Below are 24132 nucleotides of genomic sequence, written 5' to 3'. Positions count from 1 at the left end.
TTGTAGGTTGGGTTTCGCTATCGCAAAACCCAACGATTTAAGACTATAGCAACCTTCTCGGCAGTTAGGACGTTCTTAATTCCACCAAACCCCTGATTCTAGACCCTTCTTCCCTCTTCCCTCTTCCCTCTTTTAACTCAAAATTCAAAACTTTCCCTAGCCAGAAAGCCCCTAGCCCCTAGTCCCTAGCTATACTATGCTCAACCTGACCGGCATTGCAGTTACAGCTAAAATCTATGACAGTCCTAACTCTGAAGTGTATCGAGGCATCCTTCAGAAGGATAACCAACCTGTTATCCTCAAAGTGCTGAAACAAGACTATCCCACACCAGAGGAGATCCGCAGATATAAGCAAGAATATGAGATCGCCTGCAACCTGAATATTGATGGCACCATCAAAGCTTATGGTTTACAAAATTATCAGAATACTCTCGTCATTATTTTTGAAGATTTTGGCGGCGAATCCTTAAAGATATTGATGGATAGCCGGAAATTTAACCTAGCTGAATTTTTAGCGATCTCTATTGCTATTGCTGATAGTTTAGGCCATATTCACACTGCCAATATAATCCACAAAGATATTAATCCCTCCAATATAGTTTTTCACCCAGAAACAGGGCAACTCAAAATTATCGACTTTGGCATTTCCACCGTCTTAACCCGCGAAAATCCTACCCTCAAAAATCCCAATATTTTAGAAGGTACTTTAGCATATATATCTCCCGAACAGACAGGGAGAATGAACCGCTTCCTAGATTACCGCACGGATTTTTACTCCCTTGGCGTCACGTTCTACGAACTGCTGACCGGACAATTGCCTTTTGCTACCATCGACCCCCTCGAATTGGTGCATTGTCATATTGCTAAACAGCCAATTTGCCCCCATCAATTAAATCCCGATATTCCCAAAGCACTGTCAGATATTGTGATGAAAATGATGGCGAAAACGGCTGAAGAACGATACCAAAGTGCCTGGGGAATTAAAGCCGATTTGGAAAAATGTTTGACTCAATTACAGCGTCATGGAAATATATCAGATTTGACGCTGGGTACACAAGATATTTCCGACAAGTTTCTTATTCCTCAAAAACTTTACGGACGTGAAGCCGAAGTTAAAGATCTTCTCGCAGCTTTCGATCGCGTAGCGTCTCCCCAGGACAAACCAGTTGTAGAAATTGCCAAATACAAAATACAAAATCCAAAATCCAAAATCGAAATGATGCTGATAGCCGGTTATTCCGGTATCGGTAAATCATCCCTGGTAGCTGAAATTTACAAACCGATTACAGAAAAGCGCGGCTATTTCATTTCAGGTAAATTCGATCAATTTCAACGCAATATTCCTTATTCTGCTGTGGTAGTCGCCTTGGAGGGATTGGTGAAGCAACTCTTAACTGAAAGCGAAGCACAGGTAAACCAATGGCGAGACAAACTCCTAGCTGCTTTCGGCCAGCAAGGTAGGGTAATTATAGATGTTATTCCCGAAGTGGAATTGATTGTGGGCAAGCAGCCAGACGTACCAGAATTAAGGCCGCAAGAATCGCAAAATCGCTTTAATCTTGTTTTCCAAAACTTCATCCGGGCATTTGGCTCCAAAGCTCATCCATTGGTTATTTTTCTGGACGATCTCCAGTGGGCAGACGGAGCATCTCTGAAGTTAATTGAGCTAATGATGACAGATGCAAATACGAAATACTTATTTTTTATAGGGGCGTATCGCGATAACGAAGTCAACGCTTCCCATCCGTTACTCCTCATGCTTGATGAGTTACAAAATAAAGGAAAAAATGTCAATTTTATCACCTTGAATCCTTTAGATGTAGAGCATATTAGCCACTTGATTGCCGACACATTACACAGCGATCCTAACTCAGTAAAACCCTTGGCAGAATTGGTAGTGCGGAAAACTCTTGGCAATCCGTTCTTTGTAAATGAATTTCTGAAAACTTTGTACGCAGAAAACCTGCTGGCATTTGATTGTGAGCATCATGTTTGGCAATGGGATATTGCAGAAATTGAGGCGAAGGGCATCACAGACAATGTGGTAGAGTTGATTATAGGTAAGTTGCAGAAACTGCCAGAATCAACGCAGGAGGTGCTACGCTTGGCGGCTTGTGTGGGGGCATTTTTTGACTTAAACACCCTTTCGATTATCTGTGAAAAATCACCCTCAGAAATTTTTTCAGACCTAGTTACGGCAGTTAAGTCTGGGTTCATTTTGCCGACATCAGAATTAGACGATCGATTGCTAATTCAAAATTACAAATTCTTGCACGATCGCGTCCAACAAGCGGCTTATGCTTTGATCGATAAAAAGCAGAAAAAAGCGGTTCATTTGCAAATAGGTCGCTTGCTGTTGCGGAATACCACGCCAGAGGCGTTATCAGAGAACATATTTGCGATCGTCGATCATCTCAATCTTGGTGTTGTAGAAACGTTGAATTTAACGTCTATGCATATCAGTCGAGCGGAAAAAGATGAAATTGCCAGACTGAATGCGATCGCAGGTAAAAAAGCCAAAGCAGCGACAGCTTATGGGGCGGCAAGCAGGTATTTTAATTTGGGGCGCGAACTTTTAGCAGAAGATAGCTGGCAAACACAGTATAACATGACCCTGGCACTTTATGAATTAGCAGCGGAGGCGGCATATTTATCGGGCGACTTTGAGCAGATGGAGACACTGGTAGAAGTAGTGCTGCAACAAGCCAAAACTTTGCTCGATCGCGTGAAAGTGTATGAAGTTAAAATTCAAGCTTATCAAGTAAAAGCTAGATTGCTCGAAGTACTCAAAATTGGGCTACAAGTTCTGAAATTATTGGGTATAAATTTGACCGAACAACCTAGCTTGTCCGATATTCAGCGAAAACTGGAACAAACAATTTCAAATTTGAACGGGAGGCAGATCGATCGATTAATTCACCTGCCAAAAATGACCGATCCAGACAAGTTAGCAGCTATGCGTATCCTAGCGAGGATAGTTCCTGCTGCCTATATGGTAGCTCCTCCCATGTTTACGTTGATTGTGTGCGAAGAAGTTAATCTATCTATTAAATATGGAAATGCCCCTTGGTCTAGCTATGCTTATGCTACTTACGGAGCAATTTTGTGTGGCGTAGTATTCGACATTAAATCTGGTTATCAATTTGGCAAGTTAGCTTTAAATGTATTGTCTATTTTCAACGATAATTCACTTAAAGCCATGACATTTGAAGCGGTTGCAGGACATATATATCATTGGAAAGAATCGGTCGCTTCAACATTAATTTATTTAGAATTAGGTTATCAAGTTGGACTAGAAACGGGAGAGTTTGAATGGGCTGGTTATTGTGCAATTGTGAATTTTCAAAATTCATATTTTATCGGTAAAGATTTAAATGAACTTGTTAAGGATACGGCTAAATACAGTCGCGATATAGGTCAAATTAGACAAAAGATGGATGTTTTTCATCAATCAGTTTTAAATTTGAACTACGAGACTAAAAGTCCTAGTGTATTAATTGGCGAAGTTTACAACGAAGAACAATTATTGCCAGAGTTTTTAGCTGCAAATGACCGGTTATCACTGAATTATTTATATTTAAATAAACTAATTTTAAGTTATTTGTTTTACGACTATTTTCAAGCGGTTGAAAATGCCACCAAAGCAGCGGAATATTTAGACGGCGTGGTTGGAATGCTAGCTGTTCCTGTCTTCCATTTCTATGATTCTTTAGCAAGGCTGGGCTTGTATGCTAGCGCCGAAAAATCCGAACAACAAGCCCTGATAGAACAGGTAATAGCTAACCAGGAAAAGATGCAGAAATGGGCGCATTATGCTCCCATGAATCACTTACAGAAATTTTATCTAGTGGAAGCCGAACGACATCGGGTACTCGGTCAATATGTAGAAGCCCTAGAGATGTACGATCGCGCGATTGCTGAAGCCAAACAAAATGAGTATATCAACGAAGAAGCCCTTGCCAACGAACTAGCTGCGAAATTCTACCTTTCATGGGGCAAAGATAAAATTGCCCAAGTTTATATGACTGATGCCTACTACTGCTATTCTCGCTGGGGAGCAACGGCAAAAGTCAAGCATTTAGAGTCAAATTATCCGCAGTTACTCAGACGCATCGGAGCAGCCAAGAGGATTTCAGACGGTGGCACGATAACTAGCAGTATCTCTACTGGCATTCAGTCAGCGTCAGTTTTGGATTTAGCCACAGTTATGAAAGCATCGCAAGCGATTTCCGGCGAAATGGTGCTGGATAAGTTACTCGCAAAATTGATGAAAATTCTCATCGAAAATGCCGGGGCGCAAGTTGGCTACCTAATTTTACATTCCCAGGCAGAAGAAGGAGAGCAACTGCTGATTCAAGCATCGGGGGCAGTAGATTCCGATATCATCGTCTTGCAGTCAATTCCTATTGATAATTCCCTACCCGTATCTATAATAAACTACGTTGTCCGCACTAATGAAGCTGTGGTTTTGAATAATGCCATGAGTGAGGGAAATTTTACCAATGACTCTTACATCAAAAAACATCAGACTAAATCTATTTTGTGTGCTACTCTGATGAATCAGGGTCAACTCAGCGGCATTGTTTATCTAGAAAATAATTTGATTGCAGGAGCTTTTACCCCTGACAGATTGGAAGTTCTGCAACTTTTATCTGGGCAAGCAGCGATCGCGATCGCCAATGCCAAACTCTACGCAGAAGTCCGCGAAAGCAAGAGTCGGCTGAATCAATACCTAGAAGCTATGCCGGTGGGCATATTTGTAGCAGATGCAGCAGGTAAACCCTGCTATGTCAATCAAACTGCACAGCAGATGCTGGGCAAAGGAGTAGTACCTCATGCCACTGACGATGAATTAACAAAAGTTTATCAAGCTTATCTCGCCGGAAGCGATCGACTCTTTCCCTATGAACGCACTGTGATAATGCAGGCATTGAAAGGGGAACGTGCGACAATAGACGACATGGAAATTCACCAAGAAAACAAGATTATCCCCCTAGAAGTTTGGGGAACACCTATTTATGATGCAGAAGGTAATGTGGCTTATGCACTCGCCGCCTTTCAAGACATCACCGAACGCAAACAAGCCGAAAAGTTATTAGCTGAATACAATCGCAACTTAGAAATCCAAGTGGCAGAACGCACCCAAGAACTCTCTCAAACACTGGAACACCTGCAAGCCACCCAAGAAGAACTAATCCAATCCGAAAAAATGGCAGCTTTAGGTCAACTGGTTGCTGGGGTTGCCCACGAAATCAATACTCCCTTGGGGGCAATTCGCTCATCCGTTGAGAATATTGCCGAGTTCATGACTTTATACCTAGAAAAATTACCGGCATTTTTTCAACAACTTTCTCCACAACGTCAGCAAGACTTCTTTGCCTTGCTGCAAAATTCAACTCGACAAGTAACTACATTTTCTAGTAAAGAAAAACGAGCTTTTAAACGCGCTTTAGTTAGTCAACTTTCCGATCGCGAAATTACCAATGCTGACACGATTGCCGATACCCTAGTAGACCTCGGCATTTATGAAAATATCGAACCATTTTTGCCATTGTTAAAAGATCCAAAAAGCGAAGATATTTTAAACAACCTCTACCAACTTGCTAGCCTCCAAAAAAGCACGCAAATCATCACGACTGCCACAAACCGTGCCGCCAAAATAGTCTTTGCCCTGAAAAGCTATGCTCGTTATGACAATTCTGGAGATAAGCTAAAGGCAAATATAATAGAAGGAATTGAAACTGTCTTAACCATTTATGAAAGTCAACTCAAACATGGTGTAGAGACGATCAGAAACTACGATCGGGCCTTGCCATCAATTCTGTGCTATCCCGACGAACTTAATCAAGTTTGGACAAATCTAATCCATAATGCTTTACAAGCGATGAGTAACAAGGGAAGCTTAACCATTGATGCAAGGCAGCAAGATACCAACTTACTGATCGGCATCACCGATAGCGGCACGGGAATAGATCCAAAAATTATGTCGCGCATCTTCGATCCATTTTTCACCACAAAACCTCCAGGAGAAGGTAGCGGTTTGGGATTGAATATTGTCAAGAAGATAATTGACAAACACGAGGGTAACATTTCGGTGGAGTCAATGCCAGGTCAAACTACTTTTACGGTGTCCCTACCAATTAAGTGAACGAGGAGTAACTACCCTATGTCTAAACCAGTAATTTTATGCGTAGATGATGAGAACGTAGTTTTGAATAGTTTAAAGATCGAACTCAGAAACGAGTTTAAGGATGCCTACCTATATGAAATTGCTGAGAGTGCTGATGAAGCCTTGGAAATTATTGAGGAACTGAAAGAAGAAGGAACTGATATTGTGGCGATCGTCTCTGATTGGCTAATGCCGGGAATCAAGGGAGATGAATTTCTCATTCGCGTCCATGCAAAATATCCCAACATTATTAAAATCATGTTAACAGGACAAGCCGATGGAGCAGCGGTCGAACGTGCCAACCTTCTAGCTAACCTGCATTCTTACTTGCCAAAACCCTGGAGTAAAAAAGAATTAATTGAAACTATAAAGGATGGCTTGTCAAAAGTATGAATAAACCAGTCATTATTTGTGTCGATGACGAATATACAATCCTGGATAGCCTGAAAATCGAACTAAAAAGGGCAATTGGGGATGAATATCTTATAGAAACTGCTGAAGGTGGTGAAGATGCTTTGGAGTTATTGTCAGAGTTGGTAAAAAATGAGTATGAAATTGCTCTCGTAATCTCCGATTATATAATGCCCGATATCAAAGGCGATGAATTATTAAAGCGTATTCATGCCATCTTACCCAAAGCCATCAAAATAATGCTGACTGGACAAGCAGATATTGAAGCTGTAGCGAATGCTATAAACTCCGCAAATTTATATCGTTATATTGCCAAGCCGTGGCAGTCTGAAGACCTAAAATTGACGATTAAAGAAGCAGTACGCACATACTCTCAGGAAAAACAATTAGTCGAACAAAATGTTAAATTGGAGGATTACAATCAGAAATTAGAGGAATTAGTAAAAATTCGCACGCAGGAATTAGAGAAAAAAAATCTGCAACTGCAACAAGAGATTCGCGAACGCCAACAAGTAGAGTCAGCACTCCAAGAATCTGAGATGGAACTGCGTGCCATATTCGCGGCGATGACTGATGTTGTGATTGTGAGAGATGTTCAAGGGCGCTGTCTCAAAATCGCCCCCACATATACAACGAATTTGTACAAACAGGCTGCTGATATGATTGGCAAAACGCTGCACGATGTTATACCAAAAGAGCAAGCTGACCTTATTCTTAGCTCCATTCAACAAGCTCTCTTAAATCAGCAGACAGTCAGTATTGAATACAGTCTCACAATTAAGACGCGAGAAGTTTGGCTGTCTGCAAACATTTCACCTCTTTCTCCAGATTCGGTAATCTTAGTAGCGCGAGATATCACCGATCGCAAGCGACGGGAAGAAGCGCTGCGATTAATAGTAGAGGGTACAGCCTCAAAAACTGGCGGTATCTTCATGCACTCGTGTGTCCGATATCTAGCTGAAATACTGCAAGTCAGTTACGCCTTGGTGACGGAGTTGGCAAATTGGGAAAAAACCAAAGTTCGCACTCTGGCGTTTTGGAATGGCACTGATTTCAATGAAAACATCGAATTTGAAATAGCTGGCACTCCCTGCGGTGAAACTATTTTCAATGCCAAATTGTGCTACTACCCTAATAGCCTGACGGAACATTTTCCTGACAATAAATTTCTCATTGATTTAGGCATACAAAGCTATGCAGGAATGCCGCTGATTAACTCCAATGGCAATGTCTTAGGTCATTTGGTAGTGATGGATGTGAAGCCGATGGGAAATGACCAGAGAATAGAGTTAATTTTGGAAATTTTCGCGGCCAGAGCCGGAGCCGAATTGGAGCGCAAAAAAGCAGAAGAGAAGCTCCAAGAATCTGTATATGCCGCAGATGCAGCGAACCGCGCCAAAAGCCAATTCCTCTCCAAGATGAGCCACGAACTTCGTACACCTCTCAACGCGATTCTGGGCTTTACCCAAGTGATGAACCGCGATTCATCCTTATCGGCTGAGCAGAAGCAACATTTGGGAATTATCAGTCGCAGTGGCGAGCATTTGCTGACATTGATCAATGACATTTTGGAAATGTCGAAAATTGAAGCTGGCAGGTTAACGCTGAATGAAAATAGCTTCGACCTATACTACTTGCTTGGCACTCTCAAAGAGATGTTCCAACTCAAAGCTAAATCTAAGGGCTTAGAGCTAATCTTCAATTTATTTCCAGACCTTCCTCAATACGTGAAAACAGACGATAACAAGTTGCGTCAAGTCTTGATAAATCTGCTTGGAAATGCAATCAAATTCACGGAAAGAGGTAGTGTCACGCTTTGCGTGTCAGCGGTTAGCAGATCTAAACAACGGACAACTGACACAGTCGGAATGCCTGTGCCACAACAACTGAAAATCCAGTTTGAAGTTGAAGACACTGGCCCTGGCATTGCCAGTGAAGAAATAAATCTCCTATTTGCACCTTTTGGACAAACGGAAACAGGTCGAAAATCTGAGCAAGGAACCGGATTGGGTTTACCTATTAGCCGACAATTTGTGCAACTGATGGGAGGAGAGATCGCCGTCAGCAGTACCCTGGGGATAGGAACAAGTTTTAAATTTGATATCCCCGTTTGTGTAGTTGAAAGGCAGGATGTTCCGACTTCTCAGGAAACCCGCAAGGTAATTGGGCTAGCGCCTAACCAACTTTCTTATCGTATCCTTGTGGTTGAAGATGTGAAAGTCAGCCGCCTCCTGCTGGTTAAATTGCTTACAAATGTAGGCTTTGAGGTGCGTGCTGCCGCTAACGGTATGGAAGCAGTTGCCCTGTGGGAAAGTTGGAAACCACACCTAATTTTGATGGATATACAGATGCCGGTGATGGATGGGTACGAGGCTACCAAACGCATCAAAGCGCATCCTCTGGGTGGGGCAACTGCGATCGTCGCCCTGACTGCCAGTGCCTTTGAGGAAGACCGAATCGCTATTTTGTCGGCTGGCTGCGACGATTTTGTGAGCAAGCCGTTCTCAATCGAGCTAATCTTAGAAAAAATGGCTCGCTATTTAGGGGTGCTATACATTTATGACGAGCCAGTGGTGAACAGCTTGGAAGTTAAATCCAAGCAAGAAGAGACGCGAGATCTAGGTTCACCAGATCTCTGCCACGGCTCAGATCGACCCCTTGATGAATACTTGTGCGAAATGTCCGCCGAGTGGGTAACCCAGCTATATCAGGCGGCTGCCCAATGCAGCGATAGCCTAATTTTCGAGATGATCGAGCATATTCCAGCGAACGGTTCCCCTCTCGCCAAAACCTTGAAAGAGTGGGCTGATGAATTTCGTTTTGATAAGGTCATAGATTTAATTCAACAGGCAAAAAAATGACTAACGAGCAAGCATTAGGAATTAAAATCAATGATATAGAAGGAGTTATTCTTAATAATAAAGCGAATATTCTTATTGTTGATGATAAACCGGACAACCTGCGCCTTTTATCAACGATCCTAACCAAGGAAGGGTATGAAGTTCGCAAAGCTTTGAACGGTAAGATGGCCCTGACGGCGTGTCAGGCAATTCTACCAAATTTGATTTTACTCGATATCAATATGCCAGAAATGAATGGCTATGAAGTTTGTCAACATCTTAAAGCGGATGAGCAAACTCGCGGGGTGCCGGTAATTTTTATCAGCGCCTTTAATGATGTGTTGGATAAAATAAAAGCCTTCGCTGTCGGTGGTGTAGACTACATCACCAAGCCATTTCAAAGTGCAGAAGTTGTTGCTCGCGTCGAGAATCACTTAGCTCTATGGAAACTGCAACGGCAACTGCAAGAACAAAATGCAGTGCTGCAACAAGAAATTCGCGATCGCACCTTAGCAGAAACAGCCCTGCGGCAAAGTGAAATAAGGTTACGCCATCAGAACGAAGTGCTGGTAAACTTATCAAGAAATAAGGGGCTGTATGGGGGCGATTTAAATGCTGCCCTCACAGAAATCACCGCAGCGGCTGCCTATACCCTAGAGATCGAACGAGCTAGTGTCTGGCTCTATAACGAGACAAATACGGCGATCGAATGCCTGGACTTATTTGAGCGCACTCCAAACCAACATTCAGAAGGACTTGAGCTGACAGCAGCAGACTATCCTGCTTATTTCAAAGCTTTGCTAGAAGACTGGACGATCGCAGCCCACGATGCTCGCAACGATCCTCGAACTGGAGAATTTACAGATTCTTACTTGGTTCCACTAGGCATCACTTCTATGCTAGATACTCCCATTCGATTGGGCGGACAGACGGTGGGTGTTTTATGTCTGGAACAGGTGGGATTAGCTCGTCATTGGACGCTGGAAGAGGAAAATTTTGCAGGCTCATTAGCAGATTTAGCATCTTTAGCTCTAGAAGCACGCGAACGCAAGCGCTTGGAAGAGGAAGTGTCTCAACAACAGCGGTTTTTAGACAGCATCATCGAACACATTCCCTTGGCAGTATTTGCCAAAGATGTTGCCAATGACTTTCGCTATGTGCTGTGGAACAAAGCTAGCGAAAAGATATTTGGCAATTCCAGAGATGAGGCTATTGGGCGCAATGTCCACGATTTATATTCCCAAGAGCAAGCTGATTTCTTTGTCGAAAAGGACTTGGAAGTGGTGAAAACGGGCAAGTTAATTGACATGGACGCTCAACCCATCAATATAAAATCCGGTGAAACAAGATGGTTGCGAACCTTGGAAGTGCCTCTGATTGACGATCGCGCTCAAGTGACTCACTTGCTGTGCATTTCCGAAGATATTACCGAACGCAAGCAAGGAGAAGAAGCACTGCGCTCAAGCGAGGAGCGATTTAGAAGTTTGGTTTCTAATATCGCAGGTGCTATCTATCGCGGCAAGTGGGACTCTGACTGGACAATGGATTTCATCAGCGATGTAATCGAGGAAATTTCTGGCTATCCTGCCTCTGATTTTATTGACAATCAGGTGCGAACTTTTGCTAGTATCATCCATCCCGATGACACAGAGATGGTGGAAATAGATGTCGATCGGGCCTTGAGTGCAAAACTTCCTTATATTCTGGAGTACAGAATAATTCATGCCAATGGCAGCATCCGTTGGATTTATGAAAAAGGTCAGGGCATTTTCGATCGAGATGGGGTAATGCTCTGGTTGGATGGAGCGATATTTGACATCACCGAACGCAAGCGAGCTGACGAAGCACTGCGCCAAAGCGAAGCACAAAAGCAAGCAATTCTCTTGGCGATTCCCGATTTAATGATGCGAATTAATCGAGATGGCTATTACTTGGATTTCATCCAACCGAAATATTCTCAGGTGTCGGCTATCAGCCACAATCCGATCGGTCAGCATTTATCGACAGGATTTCCGCCGGAATTATTTAAAGTAAGAATGTTTTATATCCACCGGGCACTGGAAACAAGTGAGGTGCAAATTTACGAACAGCAAGTTCACATTGATAGCGGCATATTAGATGAAGAAGTCCGAATTGTCCCTATAAATGAGAATGAGGTGTTAATTCTGGTGCGGGACATCACCGCTCGCAAACGGGCAGAAGAAGCTCTCCGACAAGCTGAGGAAAAATATCGCAGTATTTTTGAGAATGCCACTGAGGGAATTTTCCAAACATCCCCCGATGGACGCTATCTCAGCGCAAATTTGGCACAGGCACGAATTTATGGTTACGATTCACAAGAGGAATTGATTGCTAACGTCACTAATCTTGAAAAACAAGTCTATGTAGACCCAAATCGGCGGAAATTTTTTGTAGAAATGCTAGCAAACAATGGTGCTTTATCCAATTTTGAATCTCAGGTTTATCGCAAAGATGGCAGCATTATCTGGGTTTCGGAAAATTCCCGTGCGGTTTGCGATGCTCAAGGAAACTTATGTTATTACGAAGGGATTGTCACGGATATTACTCGGCGCAAACTGGCAGAGGATGCGTTGCGAGAGAGCGAAAGACAATTGCGGAAACAAAACAAAGTGCTGGTAAAACTAACAAGAAATAAGGCGATTTCCCAGGGTAATTTATCGGCAGCGCTGAAAGCGATTACCAAAGCAACTGCTAAAATGCTGGGGATAGGGCGGGTGAGTGTATGGTTGTACGATCGGAGTGGGTCTAAGATTGAGTGTTTGAATCTGTTCGAGAGCGATCGCAACTGTTATTCTGAAGGGATGGAAATCTCTACCGAAGATTATCCCTCCTATTTCAAAGCTTTACAATCCTCTGCTTCCGTCGTTGCTGTCGAGGCTCTTACCGATCCGCGACTCCAGGAATTGATTGAATTTTACCTGATTCCTTTGAACATTAAATCTTTGCTAGATGTTTCGATTAACCAGAGTGGAAAAACTCTGGGTATAGTTTGTTTGGAACAAGTGGGAAGATGCCATCACTGGACGCCCGAAGAGGAAAGTTTTGCTCGCTCTATTGCCGATTTGGTTGCTTTGGCAATCGAATCGCGCGATCGCAAACAGGCACAAGAAGCCTTGCGATTAGAGCAGGAAAAATCGGAACAATTATTACTAAATATTTTACCAGAAGCTATAGCTAACCAGTTAAAAAAACAGCAGCTTCCAATCGCTGAGCATTTCAATGAAGTGACTATTCTATTTGCCGATATCGTTGGCTTTACTCCTCTTTCTGCTAAAATGCCGCCGATCGAATTGGTCAACTTGCTAAATGAGATTTTTTCGACTTTTGACGAACTAGCTGAAAAACACGGTTTAGAGAAAATTAAAACGATTGGGGATGCTTACATGGTGGTGGGTGGATTGCCGATCGCAAGATTCGATCATGCAGAAGCGATCGCAGCAATGGCACTGGATATGCAAATTGCCATTAACCACTTTCAAGCCAAAAAGGGTGAGCAGTTTCAAATTCGGATCGGAATTAATACCGGACAAGTGGTAGCGGGAGTCATTGGTACGAAAAAGTTTATCTACGATCTTTGGGGCGATGCAGTTAATATTGCTTCAAGGATGGAATCAACAGGGTTACCGGGAAGTATTCAAATTACGGAGGCTACTTATGAGCGTTTAAAAGATAAATATTTGTTTGAAAAAAGGGGGCCGATCGTTATTAAAGGCAAAGGGCAAATGATTACCTATTTGCTCACAGATATAGCTAGGGACTAGGGGCGAGTGTTGAGGGAAAAGGGTTACGGAGTAAAGGATGGAAAGACCAGAAGTAAAAGTTGGAGTTGTCCTAACTGCCAAGGCTATGGCTATAAAATCGCATAATGACCAAAAATGTCTCAAGCCTTAGAACGACCGTCTGGGGATCGATCCAAAATCTTTTCATCCAAAATTTAAATTAATGCTGCATCGGTTTGTGTGGCTAACCGAGAGGAATTAATCATCGGCATTTCGATCTCAACCGTTGTGCCAAGACCTATACCAGCACTGTGTAGAGAGATGCTACCGCCCATCAGTTCGATTAATTTCCGGGAGATGGCAAGTCCCAGTCCGGTGCCGCCATACTTGCGAGTTGTCGTACCATCAGCCATTACAAAAGGTCGAAACAGTTTTTGCTGCTGATCGATCGCAATGCCAATTCCCGTATCTTTAACGCTTACGACAACTAAAGAACTATTAGTGCTACCGTCTTTGTCTAACGCTATTTCCTGGCGTGTACTAATAGTGATGCTGCCTTTGTCAGTAAACTTAATAGCGTTGCCGATCACATTTAGGAAAACTTGTTTTAGCTTTGCCGGGTCTGCTTGTAGTGCGATCGCCTCTGGTGGCTCAGACCAAAGCAACTGTAGGTTTTTCTGATTAATGTGAACATTTTGTAGATCGATTACTTCCTGGAGGATCGATCGCAAATCCATCGGCTGCATCACCACAGAAAGAGTACCCGATTCAACCTTTGACAAGTCTAATATGTCATTAATAATATTAAGCAGGTGAATAGCTGCATCATCTGCCCGCTGCAAAAACTCTATCTCTTCTTCCCGGTCATCGCAGCAATCATCCTTTACCAAGCGAATACAACCAATGATGGCATTTAAGGGAGTTCTCAGCTCGTGAGAAGTATTAGCCAGAAACTCACTTTTTAGTTGGTTAGCTGCTTGCGCTTCTTTCCAGGCTGTTTCTACCTCCTGAGCCCACGCTGTCAGTCGTTCGACCATACTATCGAGGGATTCGGCCAATTGATTAAACTCTTGGATTTTGAAGTTGTGGGGGACCTTGGATGGCGATCGTCTGCCCCGGACATTCAAGGCATAGTCTCCGAGTTGCTCTAAGGGACGCGCTAGATCGCGAGATACATACAGAGTTGCCAATAGGTTAGCCGCTAACAACCACAAGCTCAAATTAATCAGAACTTGGTTAATTTCTTTAAGCCCAAACAGTGCATTATCCAAACTTGCTACTGCTAAAATAACCCACTTGTGATTTGGATCGTTACTGACGGGGCTGGGGATAGCCGTATACCCAGCCACTGATTCTGTGCCATTTTTTTCAAAGGCAAATAAGTGAAGAAAATTTTGTTCGCCAGCCAGGGCATTTTTAATTAAAATTTTGAGTCGCTTTGCATCTTCCAGTTGCTCAACATTACGCCCTACTAAGTCAGCAACCGGATGCTCTAAAATCATTCCGTCCTGGTCAATCACTACCGTATAGCCGGAAAGAGACCCTGGTTTAGCAACCTGTTGCCGATACAAAGTTGACTGAATACTTAAGGCGTTGCGGAGTAACCCGGTATTGTCATAAATGGGTGCTGTAAAAATTAATTCCAGTTGGCCTTCTGAACTGCTTTGTTCGGCAAGAGAAGCAACTCTTGGCGATTTTCCTGGCGGTAGTAGCGTTGTCACGTGAATAATTGAGCGATCGGGAAACAATTGACTTTGCTGCTGCGGCCATAAATTAGCCGGAAGCGAACTAATCGATCTACTTCCACAAGTACTGGTGACAACTTTACCCGTTTGGACGTTCGTAAGTTGAATGCACTGTATCTTTGTCGGCAGTTGTTTTGTGAGAAAGGCGAAAAATTCTTGCGACTGGGAGATCGATCCAGACTTGACAACAGCTGTTTCGGTAGCTGTAAGTAGGTTCGCCTCTACTGCTTGGATTGACTCGTCAATCCTCTCTCCTTTTGTCACTGCACTTTCGGTTAAGTTTTGGCGGGCAGTTTCCAATAGCGTCGAGCGTGCCTTTCTATATATCACATACTGTCCCAACAGTAAAACTGGTACGCTCAGCAGCAAAATCCGGGTTAGCAGGATGCGGCGAAATGAGGATTGACGTGGCCCAGCCATGAACTGCATTAAGGGCGATCGCATCATAGCTTGCGCGTATTGCTCAAGCAGGATGCTCCGAACAGAAAATTGACCTGGCTTAGCCATAGATAGTCTCTAACTTAAGATGCTAACCGCAACAACAAGGAGGCAAAAACAGACCGGATCGAGCGAATGTCCTAGAGCCACAAGTGTCGAAATATGCTATGGGTGAGTCTGAACGATCGCCGCCAGTCGGTCTTAAAACAATCGATAAACACAATTATAGTTTTTGTGATGAACCAACCGCATACCACCGTTATTCTAGCCATGAGTGCCGATGGCAAGATTGCCGATGCCAAAGCTTCCCCCGCACGGTTCGGTTCCCCAAATGATAAAGCACACCTGGAAAAACAGATCGCTTCTTCTGACGGGGTATTATTTGGTGCTGGGACGCTGCGTACCTACGGAACAACGCTGAGCGTTTCTAATCCCCATCTCCTCAAACAACGAGAACAGCAAAGCAAAGCACTACAACCAGTACAGATTGTTTGTTCCGCTTCCGCAGAGATTGACCCTCAATTGCGCTTCTTTTCTCAGCCGATTCCCCGCTGGTTGCTCACTACAGCTAGCGGTGCCCAAAAATGGCAATTAAACTCAGAATTTGAGCGAGTTTTAGTTTTTGAGACAGATAATGGAGAGATTGAGTGGGTGGCGGCTTTTGCACAGCTGGCACAGCTGGGTTTGGCACGATTGGCGGTTTTAGGCGGCGGCAAACTGGTAGCATCGCTGCTAACAGCTAATTTAATTGATGAATTTTGGCTGACGGTTTGCCCGTTGATTTTAGGCGGAGCATCTGCACCAACGCCAGTGGAAGGAGCGGGATTTTTACCTGATTTGGCTCCTCGTCTTCAACTTTTAGCAGTTCAACAGGTTGAGGAGGAAGTGTTTTTGCATTATCGCCTCCAACATTAGGAAGATTATATTACTTTAAAGAAAGTTTGAAACTTCGATCGCACCCTTTCACGATGCTAGAACAACTCAAGCCGAGCTATAACCTGACCTGGATTAACCAAATCGGCGACATTCCGCAACAGCAGTGGGATGCCCTCGCAATGCCCCTGAAAACGCCTTTCCTCGAATGGGAATGGTTGCACAATTTAGAAACGTCTGGCAGTGTTAAGGCTCAAACTGGATGGCTTCCTCAACATCTGACAGTGTGGCGAAACAGAGATCTGATTGCCGCTGCGCCACTTTATGTTAAAGGTCATAGTTACGGCGAGTTTGTCTTTGACCACCAGTGGGCAGATTTGGCTAGTCGTTTGGGTGTGGAGTATTACCCGAAACTCTTGGGAATGACGCCGTTTACGCCTGCTGAAGGTTATCGCTTTTTAATTGCCCCTGACGAAGATGAGGATGAACTAACAGAGTTGATGGTAGCGGCGATCGATCATTTCTGCGCCAGTAACCGCATTTCGGGCTGCAATTTCCTCTATGTTGACCCACAATGGCGAACAGTGATGGAACGCCACGGTTTCATCAGTTGGCTGCACCACAGCTATATTTGGCAAAACAAAGGATTTAAAACTTTTGATGATTATTTGGGCGTTTTTAATGCCAATCAGCGCCGCAACATCAAACGGGAACGCGCTTCTGTGACACAAGCGGGTTTGCGACTCGAAACCCTGACAGGCGATGAAATTCCTAAGTCGCTATTTAGTCAGATGTACAGCTTTTATAGCGACCATTGCGATAAGTTTGGTTGGTGGGGAAGCAAATATCTGACTAAGCGCTTTTTTGAACAACTGTATCCCAAATACCGACACCAAGTATTATTTGTAGCTGCTTACAATGAACAAAATGACCACCAGCCGATGGGAATGTCTTTTTGCATCACAAAAGGCGATCGCCTTTACGGACGCTACTGGGGTTGCAATCAAGAAATTGACTGCCTGCATTTTGATGCTTGCTACTATAGCCCAATCGAATGGGCGATCGCGCACGGCATCCAAAGTTTTGACCCTGGTGCGGGCGGACACCACAAAAAACGTCGCGGTTTCCCCGCTAGTGCCAATCACAGCCTGCACCGCTTTTATAACCCCCGCCTCAGCCAAATTCTGCGGTCTTACATCAGCCAAGTCAACGAAATGGAGCAGCAAGAAATCGACGCGATTAACAAGGATATTCCCTTTAGCCGCCGCGAACTTCCACTTGATGTTGAGTTGGAAACCTGATAATTTTGCCCATTTTTGTCCTTCTGTAAAACTCTACTTCATCGCCATTCAGAGTGAATAACAATAAATTTGTTGAGCAATCAAATTAAGTTTTTGAGTGAAAATGAATCAAACTTCTGAAAACCTTGCTGCAATTGATGAAAACCTTTCTAAGCGCGATATCGAACTCGACCCTGGGGGATATTTTATTATCTACCTCGATCGGGATGCCGGACTGATTTGCGCCAAGCATTTCACGAATGTAATTGACGATCGCGGTTTAGCCGTTGACCCCGAAACTGGAAAGGTGATTCCCGCAAAAGGTAAAGTGGAACGAACTTACAGCACCATATATACTGGCACAACCGCAAAGGAACTTTGCGTCAAGATTTTTGAAGAAACTCAGCCCTGTCCAGTCACTCTTCTGGATCATGCCGCGTATCTAGGCCGAGAGTTTGTTCTGGCCCAGATGGCTCTAATTAGCGGTCAAGATTACGTTCAAGACTAAAAGAAACCCGGTGAGAGCAGGAGTTACCGGGTTTCTGGGTGTTCAGTTTATTTACGCCCAGCTACTTAAGAACTCATGGACTGATACCAAAAGTAAGTCGCCATTGGGATGACTGTGGCGGCAATTAGCAAACCAACTACCCAGACAGTAGAACTGCCTCGGTCGGTTTCTGCTGCCGTTTTAAAGGTTCCTTCTACCCGAGCGTTTTCTGCTGCTACTTGGGGTGGCCCTGGATCTGGCTGACCGGATAATACGGCAACTAGGCGATCGCCTGCATCCTCGAAAGCTTGGTTATATTTATCACCTTGTCGCAGCGGTACTTGTACGGTTTCTGAGGCCACACTCTGGGCAATTTCATCGGGCATGATGGATTTTACTTTTTCCCCAGTCCGAATTGCCGTGCTGTTGGTGACGGTATCGATCGCTAGCAAAGTTTGATTAGCTTGCGCTTCTGGTGTTGGAAACCATTTTTCAAACAGCTGATTTGTAAAACTTTGGATTGTTTCGTCGTAGTCAAGGTGGCGAATGGTGACTATTCTGACTTCATTGCCCGTCTGTTTGGCTAAATTCTCTAGCAAGCTGCTAATTTTGCCTTCGGTGACGCGACTGACAACTTCGCCCTTGTCAACTACCCAAGTGCTAGAGTCTGCTGTAAGGCTAGGCATTTCATACACACTCGTAGCAAAAGCCGGGTCAGCAACTAGCACAGTTGTCGCCAATATCAACACGACTGACAACATCAGGCGCTGGAGGTAGTTTCTCCAACTGGAAATTTGGGATGAGAGCTGTTTCATGGAATGGAACCTAAAAAATGACTATCCCACAAAATACTATAGAAATGTGGTGCCAGTTAGCGCTAGTGCAGGATGGCGGAAATAACTCACCACTAAAAATTGCCTGTTTTGCTCTGGAAATCTTGATTTTTACCACTGACAACTGACAACTGACAACTGACAACTGACCACTGACAACTGACAACTGACAACTGACAACTGACAACTGACCACTGACAACTGACCACTGACCACTGACAACTTGCGCTAGTGCGTCCGCCCAATATGCAACTTGATAAATTCGATCGCAGAAGGTAGCCCTGACTGAGTTTTTAAATTGGTGAACACGAACGGTTTATCGCCGCGCATCTTTTTGGCATCCCGTTCCATCACGCCCAGATCGGCCCCCACTAAGGGGGCTAAGTCAATCTTGTTAATTACCAGTAAGTCAGATTTGGTGATTCCGGGGCCACCCTTACGGGGAATTTTATCACCAGCGGCGACATCAATGACGTAAATTGTCAGATCGACCAGTTCTGGACTAAAGGTGGAGGCGAGGTTGTCGCCCCCGCTTTCTACAAAAATCAGGTCAAGATTTGTAAATCTCCGTTCCATTTGTTCGATCGCCACTAGGTTCATGGAGGCGTCTTCTCGAATGGCGGTATGGGGACAACCGCCGGTTTCTACACCCAGGATGCGATCGCTCTCCAGCGCCTGACTCCGCACCAAGAACTGGGCATCTTCCTTGGTATAAATATCATTGGTGACAACTGCAATGCTGTAGCTTGAGCGCATTCCCTTGCACAACGCATCGACTAAGGCAGTTTTCCCAGAACCCACTGGGCCGGCAATTCCCACTCTAAACGCATTCATAATCGATTTTGGATTTTAGATTTTAGATTTTAGATTTTTGAGGACTTATGCAGAAAACTGGTTTACTTATTAGGACTTACGCAAAATTAGGAAAAATCAAGGATTGTAGGGGCGGGTTTAGCAGATAACCCCTGTGTCAAATCAATAATCTCTCAACAAAACCCGCCCCTACACCTTTGATAGGGTGCGTAAGTCTTATTATACCACTTGAGGGTACAGCATGGGAGCTAAAGGTAAATCGGGATCTCAACGGAGAATTCTGTACCTTTTTTTGGTTCTGTCATAAAATTGAGCCTGCCGCTATGATTTTTGACTACAATCTGATAAGTAATTGAAAGTCCTATGCCAATTCCATTACCTACTGCTTTCGTAGTAAAAAACGGGTCAAATATTCGTTTTTGAATATTTTCTTTAATCCCAGTTCCATTATCAGCAATCCGAATTATTACATGATTTTCATCTGAAAGTTCTGTGAGAATATGAATTTCTCCTCTATCCTTCTCCCAGGATAAATAACTGAATTCAAAAGCTGCTTCAATAGCATCAATACTATTGAGCAAAATATTCATAAAAGCTTGGTTTATTTGACTAGCATAGCACGCCAAACGCGGGATTCCCGCATAGTGTTTAATTACTTCAATTAGGGGATGCTTTTCCGTGGCTTTTAGTCGATGTTGCAAAATTAGGATTGAACTATCAATCCCTTCGTGAATATCAACTATTTTCTTTTCAGCCTCATCCAATCGAGAGAAGTTACGCAATGATAAAACAATTTTATGAATTCGGTCAGTCCCAACTTGCATGGAACCCAGAATTTTAGATAAATCTTCGATTAAAAAATCCCGATCAATTTCTTCAGAATATGCTTGAATTTCTCCAGTTGGATTGGGATATTGCTTTTGATATAGAGCTAGCAAATTAAGCATTTCTTCTGTATAACGATTCACATGGGGTAAATTAGCGTGAATAAAGTTAACTGGGTTATTAATTTCATGGGCTATCCCAGCAACTATCTGTCCCAAAGAGGACATTTTTTCACCTTGAATTGTTTGAACTTGAGCATTTCGTAATTCTTGGAGAGTTTGCTTTAGTTGCTTATTGCTGCGACGGAGTGCTTTTTCTATTCGCTGACGTTTAGTTATGGAACGTTCTAACTTACCTAAATTAATTCGCAATTCCATTTGGGTAATTACTTGGCGACCTAATGCTTGTAGTGCTTCTAATTGTTCTGATGTGAGGGTTCGTGGTACTCGGTCAATGACACATAGAGTACCCAAAGGAAAGCCATCAGGTGTTACGAGAGGTGTTCCCGCATAAAATTTGATGTTTGGTTCTAATTGTACTAATGGATTAGCTGCAAATCGTTTATCTTTTAAGGTATTTGGTACAATTAGGATCTCTTCTGGTTGCAGTATAGCATGAGCGCAGAAAGCTAATTCTCTGGGGGTTTCTGTTGCGTCTAAACCAACTCTAGATTTGAACCACTGGCGATGAGCATCTACAAGACTAATTAAAGCAATGGGAGTATCGCAAATATGGGATGCTAGCTTTGTGAGGTCGTCGAATACTTCTTCGGGAGATGTATCGAGAATTTGGTAACTATCAAGTGATTTTAGCCTAGCTGGTTCATTGTCAGGTAAGGGGGCGACCGTTGCTTTTGGCGTTAATTTTTTGTGAGTAAGATTTAGGAATAAACGGCGAACTAACCTAAAACGCGATATCAAATACCGATTTACTGAGTGCAAGATAGAAGAAAACATTTGGATGGAAAGCATAATTTTTGATTGTTGTTTTACGAATTGCTCACAATCTTAATAAGAAATTAGACTCTAACTCCGAAATAACCTTGTATACTGGGTTTCGTGAGCCATACTTGCTAAAGATAATCCCCACCCACAGCTACTAAGTTGGTCATCATCTAAAGCTAAAATTTCTGTAGTTGCACTGATGATCGTGGGGTGTAAATCTAACAGCAACTGTTGACCGGCAGTTTGTCCCAAAGGAATCAATTTGACGCCAGCAGTGACAAGATTTGTAGCCCAACTGTGTAAATAGCCTAACACAGATGCTCGATCGCAAATCTGCCAGTGGGCTGCGGCGATGCCAAATGCTAGAGCATAATTACAAGTTTCACCCAATTCGGTAAAAACTGAGGTTAATTGTGGCTGCAAATGTTGCAAAAGACGAACTAAGGCGCGACCCATCTGCCAGCTTTGTTCCCGCAACTCCTCGGTTTCCCTAGCAGCTGAAGCCCAACCATTCCAATAACTCAAAGTATCTAAATCGCCCAATTTGACAGATGTATAGCCTCGTACCATCACCGATGCTTCCAACCGAATTGCACCGTAGCGCAGTTCTTGTTCTAGCCAATGCTTCAGGCTTTGGGTATTTTTAATTGTACCGACTTCAATCAGATTTTCCAAACCTTCGGAATAACTATATGCTCCCACTGGTAAAGCGGAGTTAGTCAATTGCAGCAAAGATAATAGCGCCCAATCATTCAGCATAAATCTTTACTCCTTTCGGGCTAAAAGATTAGCTATCATTCTTCTTCCCCTCTGCTCCCTCATAGATATTCTTTGGGTGGGAAGGGAGTAATTTTCAATGGCTATGTCCGTATGCTCCCATTTCTGGCTCAAAGGGCAAAATTTCCTCTCTTACTTCTACCCCCAAATGTTCCAGCATATCCTTCAAGACTGGATCGGGAGATAGCCGTAAATAAGTGGGAGCGATTTCTAGCGGCACATGACGGTTACCCAGATGATAAGCTGTCCGCAGCAGAGCTAACTCAGTAGGAGCTAGAGCGGTCATAACTGGTTCCGGTTTGGCAGTCACTCGCACCAGTGTACCGTTTTCCGATTGGAGGAGGTCGCGATCGCGCAGCAGCGTACCTCTAGGCAAACGCAGAAACAAAGCTTGCCCGTCCGGCATCTCGAAGCGGTGGCGACTGCGAGTGCGTTCACTAGCTGTCAGAGAGAGAGTATAACTGACTGCGGCATTTGGGTCAGCTGGTAAACGTTGCGTCAAAATCAGCATCATCAGGCTAGGGGCTAGGGACTAGGGACTAGGGGCTAGGGTAAGAGCCGGAGAGCGGGAGAATTACCAAGTCCCCAGTCTCCATAAACTAAGTGTATTCACGAGTATGGGTGATTTTTCATTTAAATAGATCCTTTATCAAAGAAGTATGAGTACGTAATCATACTGGGGTGCATTTCTCAAACGTCCATTTGTCCTGTGTGTCGTCAAGGAAATCGATGAGATTAGCAATGAACCCGTTAACAACTGCCCCCATCACAGCGAATACTCAAGATAAACAGTCAAAAATTGCCTTTTCACAGAATATCGATTCATCTTACTTGTTGCAAGGAGTCCTTGAGGGCTTTATGGACGGCATTTTGATTTTAACAGAGCAAGGCGAGTTAGTTCATGCCAATCAATCTGCCAGACAGATTTGCACACAACTTAGTGAAGAAAAAGATAAAAATAATTCCCTACCTCATGAGATTTGGCGTGTTTGCGAGTCCTTAATTGAGAGCCGCGATATATTTCCCAATCAAAAAATTGCGATCGAGTCCGAAATTCACAAGGACGATTCAGTTAGTCTTCGCGTGCGGGCGCGATGGCTAAAATTAGAAGATATGAAGTATCCTTGCCTGTTGGTGAGCCTAGAAGATCGACATCAATCTCTCCAGACTATAGTAAATAACGATGCTCACCAATACAGTTTGACGCCACGGGAAAGCGAGGTTTGGTTACTTTATCGAGCTAATTACTCCTATAAGGAGATTGGGGATAAGCTGTTTATTTCCCTTAATACTGTGAAGAAACACATGAAGAATATTCATGCCAAGCGAAAAGCTACCTGCGATTCGGAAATGTAGACATTATTGCCTTTATGTGTTAGGAACCAGACTGGAGTCGTAGCAATTCACGGTCAATTCGTTGCTTGAGGCTGGGATCGGAAGCTTGGCTACTGCGAATCTCAAGGAAGCGCCCAACCGAGAATTGATTTGACTGTATAGTCTGTCTGGAAAAATCACAGAAACTCTTCACATCATTGCGAATGTCGGCGTCGAGCGTTTCCAATCTTTCTGGTGGATAGCAGGTAATATCGGGAACGTTTCCACTTGTTCTGTTTTTAATTTCTTCTACCACAGTTTGACGCCTTTTTTCAATCGTATAGGCAGCGCGGGCAAATCTACTGGCTTCATCATCGCTAACGGCTTGGGCTTTGGCAGAAGAACTGAAGATCAGAGTAGGGGAACTTGCAGAGAAATCGGGAGCCAGTCCGCAGAGCAAACCCATAGTGGAGAGGAAAGCCACAATCAAGGATTGCGACAGCATCCGGTTCAGGCCCAGTCGGGCAATGTCAAGAGAGGAGTTCATCATGTTTGGGTGTTGTCAAGAACCAGCACACTGATAGGTTCAATTGTTTTGAACTATTTTTGGGGTGTGAAGTTCCACCATTCGGGTGATGACTGG

At 43.7% G+C, this 24132-nt stretch carries 16 protein-coding genes; 8 read left to right on the top strand and 8 right to left on the bottom strand.

Annotation, left to right across the window (positions count from 1 at the left end; all coding sequences use genetic code 11):
• Nucleotides 1–196: 196 nt before the first annotated feature.
• From LAY57_RS09600 to LAY57_RS09585, 4 genes are read left to right on the top strand one after another with little or no spacing between them, the layout of a single operon-like run.
• Entirely contained in the window at nt 197–6148 is a 5952-nt protein-coding gene (locus LAY57_RS09600; protein WP_249066196.1) for an ATP-binding sensor histidine kinase, read from the top strand.
• 18 nt (nt 6149–6166) lie between these two features.
• Nucleotides 6167–6562 carry a response regulator gene (locus tag LAY57_RS09595; RefSeq protein WP_249066195.1) on the top strand — a complete coding sequence of 132 codons (396 nt, stop codon included), beginning with the start codon at nt 6167–6169 and terminating at the stop codon, nt 6560–6562.
• On the top strand, nt 6559–9441 hold the full coding sequence (locus LAY57_RS09590; protein WP_249066194.1) for a response regulator: 2883 nt from the start codon (nt 6559–6561) through the stop codon (nt 9439–9441). The genes LAY57_RS09595 and LAY57_RS09590 overlap by 4 nt, the downstream gene beginning before the upstream one ends.
• Nucleotides 9438–13202, top strand: a complete 3765-nt coding sequence (locus tag LAY57_RS09585; protein WP_249066193.1) for an adenylate/guanylate cyclase domain-containing protein — start codon at nt 9438–9440, stop codon at nt 13200–13202. The genes LAY57_RS09590 and LAY57_RS09585 overlap by 4 nt, the downstream gene beginning before the upstream one ends.
• A 173-nt stretch (nt 13203–13375) precedes the next feature.
• Here the strand turns inward: LAY57_RS09585 and LAY57_RS09580 are convergent, their stop codons facing one another.
• Complete coding sequence (locus LAY57_RS09580) at nt 13376–15412, bottom strand: sensor histidine kinase (protein WP_249066192.1); 2037 nt, start codon at nt 15410–15412, stop codon at nt 13376–13378.
• A gap of 168 nt (nt 15413–15580) precedes the next feature.
• Between LAY57_RS09580 and LAY57_RS09575 the strand changes: the two genes are divergently transcribed.
• From LAY57_RS09575 to LAY57_RS09565, 3 genes are all read left to right on the top strand, one after another.
• Nucleotides 15581–16258, top strand: a complete 678-nt coding sequence (locus LAY57_RS09575) for a RibD family protein (RefSeq protein WP_249066264.1) — start codon at nt 15581–15583, stop codon at nt 16256–16258.
• Nucleotides 16259–16311: 53 nt separating this feature from the next.
• A complete protein-coding gene (locus LAY57_RS09570) occupies nt 16312–17517 on the top strand; it encodes a GNAT family N-acetyltransferase (RefSeq protein ID WP_249066263.1) in 1206 nt (401 codons plus the stop codon).
• 103 nt (nt 17518–17620) lie between these two features.
• Nucleotides 17621–18004 (top strand): DUF4346 domain-containing protein, encoded by a 384-nt coding sequence (locus LAY57_RS09565; RefSeq protein ID WP_249066191.1) that lies wholly within the window; start codon nt 17621–17623, stop codon nt 18002–18004.
• A gap of 65 nt (nt 18005–18069) precedes the next feature.
• Here LAY57_RS09565 and psb32 read toward each other — a convergent pair whose 3' ends face one another.
• From psb32 to ureE, 6 genes are all read right to left on the bottom strand, one after another.
• Nucleotides 18070–18798, bottom strand: a complete 729-nt coding sequence (psb32, locus tag LAY57_RS09560; protein WP_249066190.1) for a photosystem II repair protein Psb32 — start codon at nt 18796–18798, stop codon at nt 18070–18072.
• Between the two features lie 92 nt (nt 18799–18890).
• Nucleotides 18891–19061 (bottom strand): hypothetical protein, encoded by a 171-nt coding sequence (locus LAY57_RS09555; protein WP_249066189.1) that lies wholly within the window; start codon nt 19059–19061, stop codon nt 18891–18893.
• On the bottom strand, nt 19045–19650 hold the full coding sequence (ureG, locus tag LAY57_RS09550) for an urease accessory protein UreG (protein ID WP_249066188.1): 606 nt from the start codon (nt 19648–19650) through the stop codon (nt 19045–19047). Before ureG ends, LAY57_RS09555 begins: the two co-directional genes overlap by 17 nt.
• A 227-nt stretch (nt 19651–19877) precedes the next feature.
• Nucleotides 19878–21425, bottom strand: a complete 1548-nt coding sequence (locus LAY57_RS09545) for a sensor histidine kinase (protein ID WP_249066187.1) — start codon at nt 21423–21425, stop codon at nt 19878–19880.
• A 54-nt stretch (nt 21426–21479) separates the two neighbouring features.
• A complete protein-coding gene (locus LAY57_RS09540) occupies nt 21480–22157 on the bottom strand; it encodes an urease accessory protein UreF (protein WP_249066186.1) in 678 nt (225 codons plus the stop codon).
• A gap of 94 nt (nt 22158–22251) precedes the next feature.
• Nucleotides 22252–22686, bottom strand: coding sequence for an urease accessory protein UreE (gene ureE, locus LAY57_RS09535; RefSeq protein WP_249066262.1), 435 nt, complete (start codon nt 22684–22686; stop codon nt 22252–22254).
• A gap of 230 nt (nt 22687–22916) precedes the next feature.
• Here ureE and LAY57_RS09530 point away from each other — a divergent pair, with 230 nt between their 5' ends.
• A complete protein-coding gene (locus LAY57_RS09530) occupies nt 22917–23531 on the top strand; it encodes a helix-turn-helix transcriptional regulator (RefSeq protein ID WP_249066185.1) in 615 nt (204 codons plus the stop codon).
• 19 nt (nt 23532–23550) lie between these two features.
• Here the strand turns inward: LAY57_RS09530 and LAY57_RS09525 are convergent, their stop codons facing one another.
• The gene (locus LAY57_RS09525) at nt 23551–24039 is read right to left on the bottom strand and encodes a DUF4168 domain-containing protein (RefSeq protein WP_249066184.1); all 489 of its coding nucleotides are present in this window, start codon (nt 24037–24039) and stop codon (nt 23551–23553) included.
• Nucleotides 24040–24132: the final 93 nt, after the last annotated feature.

This window comes from Argonema antarcticum A004/B2, assembly GCF_023333585.1.
Classification (GTDB): domain Bacteria; phylum Cyanobacteriota; class Cyanobacteriia; order Cyanobacteriales; family Aerosakkonemataceae; genus Argonema; species Argonema antarcticum.
Note: the sequence above shows the minus strand (reverse complement) of the source record. Positions and strands in the feature narration are given on the sequence as shown.